This is a genomic window from Cryobacterium sp. TMS1-20-1 (assembly GCF_004402355.1).
GTDB lineage: Bacteria > Actinomycetota > Actinomycetes > Actinomycetales > Microbacteriaceae > Cryobacterium > Cryobacterium levicorallinum.
On sequence record NZ_SOGF01000002.1, the window covers coordinates 68,100 to 82,084 of the forward strand.

Genomic DNA, 13,985 nt, shown 5'->3' on the forward strand with positions numbered 1-13,985 from the left:
CAGGCTTTACCCGAAGGGAGCCTCAGTGTCCGTGCACTCGTCATACCCGCTCGCTCCGCTGCCGCCCACGCCACGGAAGCTTCTGCTCGTCGCCTCAACCGGCGGCCATCTCGCTCAGCTCGTTCGCCTCGCCCCCGGACTTGGCGCCTCGCCGAGCTCGCTCTGGGTCACCTTTGACTCCATGCAAAGCCGATCCCTGCTGGCCGGTCAGCGCCGCATCCACGTGCCCTATGTACGCCCGCGCGACTATCTCGGCATGATGCGCGCGGCCGGAATCGTCCGGCGGGTGCTCAAACACGAATCCTTCGACGGTGCTGTGAGCACGGGGGCCGGCCTGGCCGTGGCGGCGCTGCCCCAGGCCGCGATCAGCGGCGTGCCCAGCCTGTACATCGAGAGCGTCTCGCGAGTGGAAGGCCCCTCACTCAGCGGGCGGGTGCTCGCCGCCAGCCGGCTGGTCAGCGTGCGCACCCAGCACCCGGCCTGGGCGACGGAGCGGTGGAGAACATACCCGAGTGTGCTCTCCACGTACCATGCGCTGGTCAAACACGCGCCCGACCGCCCCAGCCTGTTCGTCACCCTCGGCACCATCGAGGGGTACCGGTTCGACTCCCTCGTCGATGCCGTGCTCGCGAGCGGCCTCGCCGACGAACGCACCGTTTGGCAGCTCGGTTTCACCACCGACCGGACCGACCTGCCCGGTCAGGTACACCAGATGATGCCGACCGCGATGTTCGTCGATGCTGCCCTCACGGCCGACGTCGTGATCACCCACGCCGGCGTTGGCACCTTCATGGGCCTGCTTGAGCTGGGGGTCTTTCCGGTGATCGTGACCCGCCGCAAGCACCGCGGCGAACACGTCGACGACCACCAGATGCAGATCGCCGAGCTCGCCGAATGCCTCGGAGTCGCTCGGGCCGTTGATGCGCCCGACCTGACGGCTGAGGTTATCCGCTTCGCTGCCGGCCGCGCGATCGACACCGGCGTGAGCGTTTCGCTGACCACCGACCGATGAGCGCCACCGCACCAGACGAGCGGATGCCGCGCGAAATTTTCGTGCCGGCCCGCGGACAGTACGACAACATTGGTGACATTCTGCTCCGCCGGCAGCTGCTCGACTGGTTGCGGCCCAACGGCCCGCTGCACATCTATGTCGGCGAAGCCCCCGATGGCTACGCGGAAGGACTCGGCCTGGCGCCGGACGATGTGCAGTACCGGTCCTTTCGTGCCTGGTACGCGGCGGCACTGCGCAGCGCCGCCCGCGGCCGAGCATCGTACGTGTTCAAGCCGGGAGAAATTCAGCTGACCCTGATCGGTATGAAGGAGCACCTCGCCATGCTGCCGGTGCTCGCGCTCGTGCGCGCTCGACATGGCCGGGTGGCCCGGGTGGGCGTGGGCAGCCGCAATTTTGCACCGTTGCCGCGCGCCCTGATGGGTCCGTCCATTGCACTGTCCAATCTGTCGCTCTGGCGCGATGCCGCCACCGCCGGATATCTCGGGCAGGGCCGCATCATGCCCGACCTCGCCTTTGCGAGCGACGGTCGGGCAGAAAAGCGTGATCTGGCCGACGAGGTTCGCGACGTGCTGGTCGTATCCATGCGCTCCGATCTGGACTATCCGAGCGATGAGTGGCTCGCCGGGGTGCGAGCCGTGGCGGCCGACAATGGCCTCACGATCTGGTGCGTGACCCAGGTTCTGCGCGACGACGACAAGTGCGGCCAACTCGCCGCCGACCTCGACGGGCAGGCCCTGCGCTGGAACGGCACCGGCCACGACGAGCAGGAGCAGCGCCTGCGCGACCTCTACCGACGGGCGGCGCTCGCCGTGAGCGACCGGCTGCACGTGCTCGTCGGCGCGCTCACCGAGGGAGCAGTTCCGGCCGCACTTTTGGTCAGCGGACAGCCCAAAGGTGGTCGGGCGGACAAGATCGCCCGGCATTTTGCCGCGGCCGGCCTGCACGACGTGAGCATTGACAGCGCAGGACTCAGTATCGCCCAAATCCGGGATCGGCTGCAGAACCTGCTCGGCCGGCGCGAGCCCATTTTGGCCGGCCTGGCCGAAGCGCAGGCCGAATTACAGACCGTGCGTCGCCTGCTCGACCAGGTGCTGAGCATCGAAAGTGTGCGGTGAGTATCAGCGAAGCGGACGATACCGAGCCGATCAACGTAGCGGCGCTCACGATCAACCCGCAAAACGCTGACCCGCTCAATACCACCCCGGTCGCCGCCCAGCGGCACGTATCCCGGCGCACGGCCGAACGTTTCATTGCCGTGCACGTTGGACGCAGCGGTGAGGTCGCCGGCGGCATGAGTCAGGTGGTCAATGGCTATTTGGCACATTCCTTTGTCGACTTCGAGCTGCGTATGGTGTCCTCGCGGGACGGCAGCGGCGGGCTGCGCGCGGCCGGGGTTGCAGCATCCGCTTTCTGGAAGCTGCTGCGGCTGGCCAACCCGGAGCGCACGGTCGTCGTTGCGCACCTGTCCCAGGGCGGATCCTTCGCGCGGGAAGGTGCTCTGCTCGCCCTGGCCCACGCGCGTGGTTTCGCGACCGTGGCACAGCTGCACGGTAGTTCGTTTGCCGACTTCGCCCGCAAGCGCCCCGGTCTGGTGGGGAGCGTGCTGCGCTCCGCCGACGTGGTGCTGACCCTGTCGGTTGAATCGCACGCTGCGGCGGCGGAGTTCGTGCCGGGGGAGCGGGTTGTACTCGTGCCGAACGCCGTCGCCGCTGGTGCCGTGCGGCAGATCGAGAACCTCGTCGTGTTCGGCGGTGCGGTCAGCAAGCGCAAGGGCGTCGACGTACTCGTGGCGGCGTGGGAACGGCTCGCGCCGCAGCATCCGCTCTGGAAATTGGTCATTGCCGGGCCGATCGGCGACCAGCCTGCGCAGCCGCTGACTGGGGCGGAATTTGTCGGCCCGCTCAGCCATGCTGCCCTAATGGAGCTGCTCGAGCGCTCCGCGATCGCGGTGTTGCCCTCCCGCGACGAGGCGATGCCCATGTTCATTCTCGAGGCGATGGCGCGCACCAATTGTGTCGTGGCGACCAGCGTCGGTGGGGTGCCGGCCGTCCTGGCCGGTGGGGTCGGCATGCTCATGGAGCCCGGCGACGTCGACGCCCTCGAGGCGGCCCTGCACCGGGCGATGACGGATGCCCCCTGGCGCGCCAAAAAGGCGGATCTGGCCAGATCCGCCTTTGAGACTACCTATTCGGCTGCCGCGGTCTTTCCTCGTATCGAGCGCAGCTGGACCACTGCACTCGAACGACGAAGCGACCGGGTGGCTAAGAGGTACAGGCCAGGCTCGAGAAACCGGACCCAGCAGCCGTGACGGTGTTGGAGCAGTAGACCTTGGTGCCGCTGGCACCCTTGCTGCCCTGTTCGTGGATGAAGAAGCCGAAGCCCGCGGCGTTGACCGGAACGGTGTTATCGAAGAACACGTTGCGCAGGCCCCAGCCGGCAACGCTTCCGTTGACCGCGAAGCCGTGCATGGTGCTGTTGGTACCCTTGTTTTGGTAGATCTGCCAGTCGTTACCCTTGACCTTGACCCATTCCTCGGCGCGCGGCATGGCGTTGGTGCCGTCAATGACGTTGTCGCGGATGATGCCGTACGAGGTGCCTTCCTTGACCTCGATCGGCTGGGCGCCGGTCAGGCTGATGGTGTTGCCCATCAGGAGGGTGCGGTCGGTGCGGTCGGGCAGGCAGTCGGTCTGGGCGCACCAGTTGGCGTCTGAGGTTCCGATGTAGATGCCCTCACCGTAGAACGGGTCGCGCTTGCCGGTATTGCGAATGGTATTGCCGACGACTTTGCTGTCGGTGGTGAAAGCCCGCAGGTGGATGCCTTCATAGCCGATGTTGTCAACCAGGGTATCGGCGATGGTGACGTTCTTGCTGCGGATCACGCTGATGCCCTTGAGGCTGTTGGTGACGGTCATTCCGGCGACCACGAGGTTCGAGGAGTTGGAGATCTGGATACCGTGGTTGTTCTGGATGCTGCCGACGTTGACCACCGCGGTGCGCGGTCCACAGACCCAGATCGGGTTGGTGGCTGTTCCGTTGACGGTCATGTTGATCTGGGCGTTGTAGGTGCCGGGGTCCATCTTGATGACGGTGCCGGGCTGTGCCTGGGCCGCGGCGGTCATGAGCTCCTGAGCGGTCGTCACGGTGACGGTCGCGGCCGGGCAGTCGGCGTAGCGATGGGTGCTGATCGGTGCCGGGGTGGGCGCGGTGCTCGGCACGGCCGACACGACGAAGGCGTCGACGATGCTGCTGGTGCCGGTGGAGCGGGCGTCCTTCTGGCCGGTGCGGGATACCGTGATGGTGTGGGTGCCGGCGGAGAGGCTCGTCGTGCTGTAAGCAACCTGCTTGTAGGCCGTGCTCGCGGAATAGCCGTTGACCGTGGCGACGACCTGGCCGTCAATGGCGACGTTGCTCGTGCCGGAGCTGCTGGTCAGACGGGTGATGAAGGCAATGCTCGAACCCTGGAAGGTTAAGGAAGCGCTGCTCGAGGTGGTCGAGAACCTGACCGATCCGCCGGAGTCGTTGCTGGAGCCGGAGGTGCGCCAGGTGCCGGCGTACGTGACCTGCGCCGATTCGCTGTCGATGGTGGTCGAGCCGGTCGGGGCGTCCATCGTGGCCGTCGTGGTCAGCGGGACCGCCGTGGCGGTCGGGGTGGGCGTCGGCGCCGGGGCGGGAGCGGTTGCGGTTGCGGGGGACTTGGTGAGGAACGCGTCGACGATGCTGCTGGTTCCGGTGGATCGGGAATCCTTCTGGCCGGTGCGGCTGACCTTGATGGTGTGGGTCCCGCTGGAGAGATTCGTGGTGCTGAACAGGCTCTGCTGGTACTTCGTCGTGGCGGAGTAGCCGTTGACCGTGGCGACCACCTTGCCGTCGATCGAGATATCGCTCGTGCCCGAACTACTGGTCATACGGGTGATGAAGGCCACGGTCGAGCCCGTGAAGGTCAGCGAGGCGCTCGTCGCCGTTGTGGAGGCGAACATTACCGATCCTCCGTTGTCGGAGGGTGAGCCCGTGGTGCGCCAGGTGCCGACGTACTTGACCTGTGCGGAGGAACTGTCGATCACCGTGGTGCCGGCGGGCGCTGTCGCGGCGGAGGCCGCTGCGGCGGGGATCATGGCGCTGAGCGGAACCAGCGCGGCGATGGCGACGGCGGCGATGGTGGCACGTCGGGTGAAGCGGGGGAACAACATAGTGGACCTTCCGGATGTTCATGGACTTGTTGGCTACGTCCGTGAACCCGGGGGTTTTCGACGCACATGATCTTCGTGATACTCGGCGGTGATTGCCGTGCTCACGTCGTCAATTAGCGTCTGAACTGCTGCACGTTACCCGTGTGCAAATGGGTTTGTGGGCACGAATTAAGCGGATGCGAACGCCTCTCCTCGCGCGGGCGTGCGCGTGCGCTGCAGCGCCCGTCTCGGCGGTCGGCCGCTGCGAAACTGAGCGAGCCTCTTGATTTGGCCCTGACCAGTGCTAATGCCCATTGTGGGCTAAGTCACCGACTCGACGGGAAGGAGGCGGCGGGCTGTCCGACGTGCGGCACCCGTCATTCCTGTGAAAGTGCCTAGAGTGGTTTTTGAACCCTTGAGTTTCTGTCTCCCGGCCTTTCGTCTCCCGGACTTCTGTCGCACTGCTCGGCCGCGCGGGTTTGCTGCTGGCGCGAGCAACTCAGCTCAGCGCGTGCAGCGTTCGGCCGCGCGCCGCAGCCGCTACCCGGTGCAGGGGAGGTTGGAGAAGCCCTCGGCCGCGCGGGTGACCGAGTTCGCGCAGGAGACCTTGGTGTCGCTCGAGCCCTTGCGGCCCTTCTCGTGGATGAAGAAGGCGTATCCCCCGGCATTGACCGCACCGGAGTTGTCGGTGAAGGTATTGCGCAGGCCCCAGCCCGCGACACTGCCGTTGACCGCGAAGCCGTGCAGGGGGCTGTTGCTGCCCGTGTTTCCGACGATGGTCCAGTCGTTGCCCTTGACCTTGACCCATTCCTGAGCGTTCCGCATGCCGTTGGCGCCGTCGATGACGTTGTCGCGAATGACGCCGTTTGACGTGCCTTCTTTCACCTCGATCGGCTGGGCGCTGGTGCTGCTGATCGTGTTGCCCAGCACCCGGATGCGATCGGTACGGTCCGGTCTGCAGTCGGTCTGCGCGCACCAGTTGTTCTCCGAGGTACCGATGTAGACGCCCTCGCCGAACTGCGCATCGCGCTGGCCGGTGCGTGAAATCGTGTTGCCGACGACGGTGCTGTCGGTCGTGAAATCACGCAAGTGGATGCCCTCGTAGCCGATGTTCTCGACGCGCGTGTCGGCAATCGTGACGTTGGTGCTGTGAACCACGCTGATGCCCTTGAGGCTGTTGGTGACGGTCATGCCGGCGATCACGAGGTTCGAGGAATTCTTGATCTGGATGCCGTGGTTGTCCTGAACGCTGCCGACATCGATGACGGCGTCACGCGGGCCGCAGACCCAGATCGGGTCGGCTTTCGTGCCGTTCGCGTGCATGTTGATCTGGTCCCGGTAGGTGCCGGGCGCCAGGTGGATGACGGTCCCGGGTCGGGCACGGTCGACGGCGGATATGAGCTCGGCGGCGTTGCTCACCGCCTCGGTCGCGGCCGGGCAGTCGGCGTAGCGGTGCGCGCCGGACGGCGTCTGCATGGGCGGGAGAGCTGGGGCGGCGATCGGCGCCGGTGCTGGAGCGGAAGCGGCTTGGGGATTGACGACGAACGCGTCAATAATGCTGTTGGTACCGGTGGAGCGGGGGTCCTTCTTGCCGGTGCGGGTGATTGTGATGGTGTGGCTGCCGCTGCCGAGGCCCGTCGTGCTGAACGCGGTCTGCTTGTGTTGGGTGGTCGCGGAGTAACCGTTGACGGTCGCGACGACCTTGCCGTCGATGGAAACCGTGCTCTTTCCGGAGCTCGTGGTGGTGCGTGTCACGTAGGCGACACTGGATCCCTCAAAGGTCATCGAGGCGCTGCCCGGACTGAACTGAAACCGCACCGATCCGCCGCGGTCGGCGGCATTGCGGGTGGTGCGCCAGGTTCCGGAATAGTTGATCTTTGACGACTTGCTGTCGATCACGGTGCGTACGGTCGCCGCGGCCGCCACTTCACCGCCTGGAACAGGAATGGTGAGGGGAGCGAGCACCGCAATCGTGACAGCGAAGAAGGCGGCGACGGCAATCACGGCGTGGCGGGCGGACGTCGTGGGCCGGTGAGCGTGCGGTTTACTGTCAGTGGGCTGGCGAAAAAGGGGCACGGTGGACGTCCTCCGGAGAATCGGGTTCACGAATGGACAGCGGGTGCTGTACTCGTTCGAAGCGCTAGGTACGGTTCGAACGAGCTGATGCAGCGGTCGCACCGGCTGCGCGGACAGGGTCGGTTCGTCGACCTTGGCGATCCGGTCAGGAGTGTCGTGATTCCGCGTTATCTGAAGCAGCGTGTCGTTCTGACAGGTGCCTGGTGGCGGATGCTGGCCCGGTGGGTGCATGGTGCGTATTCAGCGTTCGATGACCGACAGCGTAGGGACTACTCGGATTGAACTATCGGACCGAGCCTATCGATCACCAAAGTCGAATCCGTTTCACTTTCCTGTGAAAGTGCCCCGAATGCCGCTGTCCCGCGTGACGAAATATTCCGGCGGGCGGAGGCATCGACTCTGCCGAGCCGTGAGTTCCACCGCGAAAAATCGTTCCCGTTGGCAAGAGGTTCACAGCTCGGTGAGTGGATGCCGCAGCGAGGCCGCTCAGGCGGCGCCCTGCTCGGCCGCGAGGCGCAGCACACGACGGTGCAGCCCAACGCTCACCTTGGCGGTGGCGGCCAGCGCGAGGCGCTTCCAATCGCGGCGGCTTGCGGCGAGCAGCACGAGCCGCCAGGTCAGCCGCGAGCGCAGTTCGGCGACGATCTCGTCGCGCTCCTCAGCGTCGTATGGACCGCTCAGAGCGTCTTTCAGCCCGGACAGCAGCACGTAGCGCAGTCGAAAATAGCCGTACGAGTTGGAGCCGATGATGCGGGTGTCGAGGGTGATTGCGGCAGTGGTGACGGCCTGCTCGACCAACAGCAGCGATTCAGCCCGGCGCGACCCGGAGCGGATGATCGACCCGCCGCGCACGACATAGGAGTAGAGCGTGTCGCTGATCGCTGCGACCCGATCGGACGCGGCGAGCAGCTGCGCGACCATGGCCAGGTCGGAGTGCACCCGGGCCGGCGTGAACTCGATCTCGCTGGCGAGAGCACGTCGGAACAGCTTGTTCCAGAGATGCCCGGTGATGTCGCCGTCGAGCAGCAGCCCAAATGCCGCCGCACCGGTGATCGGCTGCGGCAGAGCGGGCGCGGCCAGGGCGCGCCGCTGGCCGGGATAGACGTACTCCGCGCCGCAGATCACCACGTCGGCGCCGGTCGACCGGGCCGCAGTCACGAGCTTGTCCAGCGCGGACTCGGCCCAATCATCGTCACAATCGACGAACCAGAGAAACTCACCCCGGCTTTCGGCGACCGCCCGGCTCCGGGCGAGCGCGACTCCGCCGTTGCGTTCCTGCTGAAAGAAATGAACGGATGCGTGCGCGCCGGCCACCCGCGCACCGATCGCGGCCGTCGCATCCGTTGAGCCGTCGTCGACCACGATGATCTCGATGTTGGACAGAGTCTGGTGGAGCAGCCGGTCGATGGCACCTTCCAGAAACTCGGCGGCGTTGTAGGCCGGAACGATGACGCTCACGACCGGGCACTCGGTCGCGTCGGCCTCGCTCACTCGGTCAGCTTTCGAATCGCGCGGGTCAACTCCGAAAGCGAAGCCCGGGCCTCGACCACGTGCCGGAGAATCGGTTCCCGGCGGCTGATCACATCGCGGGCGCGACGCTCGAGTGCCGCGGCGTCTGGCAGGGTCCAGCCGATCGTGGCGCCCTTGATGCCGACCGCATCGAGCGTGCGCGCCGCCTTGGAGTGTCCGCCCTCGGCGATCACGAGCGGCAGGGCGCCCTCGGTCAGTCCGATCACCGCCGCGTGCAGCCGGTCGGTCACCACGAGCAGCGACCGCTGGTAGACCGCCCGCAGCTTCACTTCCTGCTCGGCATGGTCCGGTCCATCCCAAACCAGCGCGGTTCCGCCGAGCTTGACGGCGAGTTCCTCGGCCAGCGGTCCGTCGCGTTCGATCTGGGAGACCGCGACGATCTGCAGCCCGAAGGCGCTGGCGAGGCCGCGCATGGCCTGAATCCACTCGGAGTCCGGGCGCCGCCCGTTGTAGCGCACCGACACGGCGAGCAGCGGCCGGTCGGGCGTCGACGCGAGCAGGTCGGCATCCGCTGCCCCGGTGGCAAAAGCCCAGTCGGGAGCGATGCGGCCGAGCCCCATCGCTGCCAGGCTATAGTCGTCGCGCCAGGCCACGAGGTCGCAGAGGCGCAGGGTCGCGGCCACCGGAATGCGCCACTTCGTGTTCTGCCGCACGCCGAACCCGGTGTGCACGGCGTGCCCGCCGCGCAGCCGATTGAGCGCGAGGTGCGGCGCAAGGCGCAGATAGCGCAGCGCGTAGGCGCGTTGCAGCTCCATTTCCCCGGCATTGAAGGCATAAACGGATGCTTCCCGCAGCGTCGACCGTGAAATCTCGCGTCGCCAGTCGGTGCTCGTGCGAAACAGCCGATCGGCGTCGTGCAGACCGAGTCCGCTCAGGTAGAAGTCCGCTCGGGATCCGACGAACACCTGCAGCTCGCCGGCCTCCCGCAGGGCGTCGAGGAAGGCCCGGCGCAGCACGGTGTCGCCGACATTGTCGATCTGGCCCATGGCCGAGGCAAAGATTCTCATGCGCGCTCCAGCGTCGAAATGAGCACTCGCTCCAGGTCGGCGCCGCTCGATTGCTCGGAGAAGCGAGCCAGCCACGGCTCGATGTGGTCGAGCGGGAGCTCGGCTGCGCGCAGAATAGCGTCCGCGAGGTCCGCGGGCCGCGCGGACAACGCTAGCTCGCCCGTGATGCCGGGCACAATTGCATCCGCTACGCCGAGCGCCCCCGATACGGCCACCGAGGGATACCCGGCCGCGGCGGCCTCGACCAGTACGTTGCCGAAGCCCTCCCGGCTCGAGGTGAGCAGGGCCACGGCGTTGTCGCCGAACTCGTCGAACCAGGTCTCGACCCAGCCGCGGTGGTGAAAGATCACGTCGGCCTGTCGGGCTGCGGCCTGCACATCGCCAAGCAGCGGACCGCCGCCGAACGACACGACCTCGACAGCGACGCCCCGCCTGGCCAGTTCGGCCGCCGCCGCAATGGCCAGCAGCGGTCGCTTCTGTTCGACCAGCCGGCAGGCCAGCACGATCTGAATTCCGTTGGCCGTGCCCGGCCGCCGCGCCCCGGGCGCCACGATCGTAGCGGTGCCGGTCCGGTCGGCTCCGCTCTCGGTCACGGCTCCGTCTCCGTCTCCGTCAACGCGGGCGTGCACACTCGTCCGGCCCGGCCCGCGCGGTGTTCCGCGCAGCTTCGCAGTGGCCGGGTTGGCGACGACGGTGATGCGGTCTCCGCGCACGCCGAACGCCGAGACCAGCTCAGCGGCGACCGGATGCGAGATGGCGATGACATGGTCAGCCCACCGATATATCCGCTTGGCGATGCCGATCTTGACCCGGTGGGCGAGACTCGATCCGGGCAGGCCGAGCGAGACCAGATTGCGTTCGCTCACGAGCACCCGGGGTCGCACGCGCGCCGGCAGCAGCCGGGCCGCGGTCAGCAGCACGAGGTTGGGATACACCTGCAGGGCCACGGCGACATCGGGCTGCCAGTCGATCAGGCTGCGCCGCAGGGCCGCGGTCTTCGCGACATGCCCGTGCTGTCCGGCGAGAGATCGCCCCTCGACCCCCTCGGGAAGGTATCCCGGCTCCACATCGCCGGCGGTGAGCACAACACGTACCTCGTAGCCCTGGTCGGCGAGCCAACCCATCCAGGTGCGCGCGACGAATTCCGCGCCCCCGCCGTGCAGCGACGGAATGACAAAGAGGATGCGGCGCAGCAGTGGGTGCGCCGGCTTCGGGTTCACCGGGGGATGGGTGGTGTCGGGCGATGTGGGCTGGGTCATGCTCGGCCTTCTCTGTCGTCGCGTGGTCGCGAGAATGTGGGGCGGGATCGGGGCTGGTTCGATCGGGGTGGGTCGGCTCGGGCGCCGCTCGCAAGCCCGGTAAAATTGAGGGCGGCGAGGCGCTGCACCTCGGGCAGCTGGGCGGCCAGGCGGGCGCGGTACTCGCCTCGCTGGGCGAGGACCGCGCGCACGACGGGAACCATACGCTCGGCCAGGCCGACGCCCGGTTCTACGCACAGGTCCTGCGTGCCGAACAGGCTCATCATGCCCGCGACCTTGCCCTGGGTGGACAGCGCGACGGCGGGAACCCGGTGGTACAGCGCCTGCACGGCGAGGTGCATGCGACCGGTCAGCACGATCGACGCCCCAGCACAGAGTCCGCGCACCTCGGCCGGGGTGAGCAGCCGGTTCACCAGAACCACCCGATCTTCAGCGCCGGCCCCCTGGGCGAACCGGTCGAACACCGCGCGGCAGGCGGCGGCATCGTCGCCGCTGTGCCGCACGACATGCGGCAGCAGCACCACTCTCAGCCCGGCCTCGAGCAGGGCGGTGATGATCACGGCGTACTCCGAGATCTGGTCGAAGCTGCGCCCGACCAGCGCGCTCGCGTTCACCACGGCGAAGGGCGTCGGCGCGGTGCCGAGGTATTCCGTGGCGGCGGTGGGTGAGCTCGTGCGCACCGCGAACACGGCGTCGGCGACGTCGATCACGTTCTTGAATCGGTCGGCGCGCGCTCGCGCGGATGAGACCGGGTCGCGCAGCTGCAGCCGGGTTCCCAACCGACCGGCGCGGCCGAGTGAACGGCGTACCCCCAGATTGGCGTGGCCGTTCCAGCTGAAGCCGAGAATGCGCGCTTCAACCCCGACGCTGCGGGCCAGGCTCGCGACATCCGCTCGCCGTGACGAGGCACGCACGCTGTAGGCGCCGTCCATGATGTCGGCGCCGACCACGGTCAGTGACAGGGCCCCGCGCAGCACGGCCGCGAGCTGCACCATGGACTGTCGGTGGGCGCGGTCGTTGCCATAGATCAGGTGCGCGATCGGCTCGAGCCGTGCCCGGGCGGCATGTTCCGCCGGAATGCGCACATCATTGGGGCCCCGCACGAGTACCCGCACCGGCCCTGTGACGTTCTCGAGGTACGCCTCGATCATGGCCTGATCGCCAATGTTTCCCTCGCCGGGCGGCGCAACGAGCACGTGCCAGCGCTCGGTGCCATCCGGGGCCGGACCCAGTCGCCCGATCGCCCGGCGCAGTGCGGCCCGATCACGCAGATACGGCAGAGCGGATGCCGCGGCCAGGCCGTGCAAAATCCGGTCCAGCTTGCGCACGATGCGCAGCCGGGTGCGCCCACCGCGGCGGGTGCTGCGCGCGGCGGGGGGCGCCGGAGTGAGCTGATCGGTCGCCGTCGCGGACCCACCGGCAACAGCGGGTGAGACCTTCGCCGACCGCAGAAAGCTGCGGGCCTGCGCGATCGAGCGAACATCGCGCCGAAACCGGGGCCAGACCAGCATGACGATGCCAATCGCAACGAGCAGCGCAACACCGCCGAGCGCCACCCGGGCGAGGGGCAGTTCGATCGGAATCCACTGCACGGCAGCCCAGGACGCCCCGGTGGCGAAGCCGTAGCCGAGGATGGCGCGAACGCCGGCGAAAAACATGGCGCGGGCCGGGGCATCCGTTACCCGGCTGATCCACCACAGGCCGATCGGCCAGATCAGGGCGACGCCGAGTGAATATCCGGCGGCGACGCCGTAGACACCCCAGAAGGAGCCGAGCAGCACGAACGCGACCAGTAGCGGCCGGGTGCAGAGGGCGAAGTACAGGTTCTGCTTGGTGACGCCCTTCGACAGAAACACCCAGTAGGTCGCGTAGGCCGCAGCCTCGAAGAACCCGGCGATGGCCAGAATCTGAAAGATTGGCGCGGAGCCGAGCCAATTGCTGCCGAGCGCGATGCTGATGATCGGCAGCGCCTGAGCACAGGAAAACGCGAGCACGATGGTGACGGCGTGCAGCATGATAGTTTGCCCGAGCAGAATGAACCGGTCGTATTTGGCCGGGTGGTCCTGTAGCCGCGCCAGTACCGGCAGCGCCACCCGGGTGGACGGGCCGTTGATCTGGTTGAGCGGCAGCAGCAGCAGCTGAAAAGCGCGGTTGTACAGGCCGAGCGGGCCCGCGCCGAGGGTCGCGCCGATCACGATGGTGTCGGTGTTGCGGCTGGCGTAGCCGAGCAGCTGGGTGCCGGCCAGGTTGGAGCCGAACGCGATCAGGTGTCGCATCGGCGTTTTGCGGTGAAACCAGCCCGGAAACCAGTTGGTGATGGGAACGAGAATGATGATGGTGAGAATGCCCTGGCTGATCTGCTGCCCGGCGAGCGCCCAATAGCCGAAACCATTGAGCGCCATGACGATGCCAATGGTCAGCCCGCCGACCTGCGCGCCGATCTCCGAGCCGGCCAGCGCCTTGAAATGAAAGTTGCGGTTGAGATCGGCCCGAAACTGGGTGGCGAGGCCGTTCAGCAGAAACGTGCCGGCGAGTACCTGGGTGAGCAGCACGAGCCGGTCGTCGCCGTACAGTGTCGCGATCAAGGGGCTGAACAGCACAGCCAGCAGCATGAGGGCGAGCCCGATCAGGCTGTTGATCCAGAACAGGTTGTCCTTCTGCTGCCGGCTGAGCTCGCGCACCTGAATCGCCGCCGACGACAGCCCGAAGTTGCGCAGCACCTCGCCGACACCGATGATGGCGGCGACCGAGGCGACGAGCCCGTAATCGCTCGGGTCGAGCAGCCGGCCCAGCACGACGATGCCGCCGAGCTGCACGCCGATGCGAATGAGCTGGCCGACCAGGGTCGTCGATGCGCCCCGGCCTGCTGTGTGCCCGAGTCCGGCGGTCGAACGGGGAAGCGGGGCTGAGGGGGTTGACGGTGGCATCGTCACGG

9 protein-coding genes are annotated in these 13,985 nt (G+C 67.3%); 3 read left to right on the plus strand and 6 right to left on the minus strand.

What is annotated here, in order from left to right; genetic code table 11:
- The first annotated feature begins 31 nt into the window (after positions 1-31).
- The 3 genes from E3O45_RS00570 to E3O45_RS00580 are packed head-to-tail and all read left to right on the plus strand — an operon-like array spanning position 32 to position 3,320.
- Positions 32-1,012: a glycosyltransferase gene (locus E3O45_RS00570; protein ID WP_198418198.1), complete on the plus strand. Its 981-nt coding sequence runs from the start codon at positions 32-34 to the stop codon at positions 1,010-1,012.
- A complete protein-coding gene (locus E3O45_RS00575) occupies positions 1,009-2,127 on the plus strand; it encodes a polysaccharide pyruvyl transferase family protein (protein ID WP_134441086.1) in 1,119 nt (372 codons plus the stop codon). The genes E3O45_RS00570 and E3O45_RS00575 overlap by 4 nt, the downstream gene beginning before the upstream one ends.
- Positions 2,124-3,320, plus strand: coding sequence for a glycosyltransferase family 4 protein (locus E3O45_RS00580; protein ID WP_134441087.1), 1,197 nt, complete (start codon positions 2,124-2,126; stop codon positions 3,318-3,320). Before E3O45_RS00575 ends, E3O45_RS00580 begins: the two co-directional genes overlap by 4 nt.
- On the opposite strand, the gene E3O45_RS00585 is transcribed toward E3O45_RS00580, so the two are convergent.
- The 6 genes from E3O45_RS00585 to E3O45_RS00610 all read right to left on the minus strand — a co-directional run bounded on the left by E3O45_RS00585 (position 3,274) and on the right by E3O45_RS00610 (position 13,977).
- Positions 3,274-5,199 (minus strand): right-handed parallel beta-helix repeat-containing protein, encoded by a 1,926-nt coding sequence (locus E3O45_RS00585; RefSeq protein WP_134441088.1) that lies wholly within the window; start codon positions 5,197-5,199, stop codon positions 3,274-3,276. The two genes, E3O45_RS00580 and E3O45_RS00585, sit on opposite strands and share 47 nt — an antisense overlap.
- A gap of 519 nt (positions 5,200-5,718) precedes the next feature.
- The gene (locus tag E3O45_RS00590) at positions 5,719-7,254 is read right to left on the minus strand and encodes a right-handed parallel beta-helix repeat-containing protein (protein ID WP_166789341.1); all 1,536 of its coding nucleotides are present in this window, start codon (positions 7,252-7,254) and stop codon (positions 5,719-5,721) included.
- A gap of 486 nt (positions 7,255-7,740) precedes the next feature.
- On the minus strand, positions 7,741-8,745 hold the full coding sequence (locus E3O45_RS00595) for a glycosyltransferase (protein ID WP_166789342.1): 1,005 nt from the start codon (positions 8,743-8,745) through the stop codon (positions 7,741-7,743).
- Positions 8,742-9,791 (minus strand): polysaccharide pyruvyl transferase family protein, encoded by a 1,050-nt coding sequence (locus tag E3O45_RS00600; protein WP_134441091.1) that lies wholly within the window; start codon positions 9,789-9,791, stop codon positions 8,742-8,744. Before E3O45_RS00600 ends, E3O45_RS00595 begins: the two co-directional genes overlap by 4 nt.
- Complete coding sequence (locus E3O45_RS00605; RefSeq protein WP_134441092.1) at positions 9,788-11,050, minus strand: glycosyltransferase; 1,263 nt, start codon at positions 11,048-11,050, stop codon at positions 9,788-9,790. The genes E3O45_RS00600 and E3O45_RS00605 overlap by 4 nt, the downstream gene beginning before the upstream one ends.
- Positions 11,047-13,977, minus strand: coding sequence for an oligosaccharide flippase family protein (locus E3O45_RS00610; RefSeq protein ID WP_241985161.1), 2,931 nt, complete (start codon positions 13,975-13,977; stop codon positions 11,047-11,049). Before E3O45_RS00610 ends, E3O45_RS00605 begins: the two co-directional genes overlap by 4 nt.
- Positions 13,978-13,985: the final 8 nt, after the last annotated feature.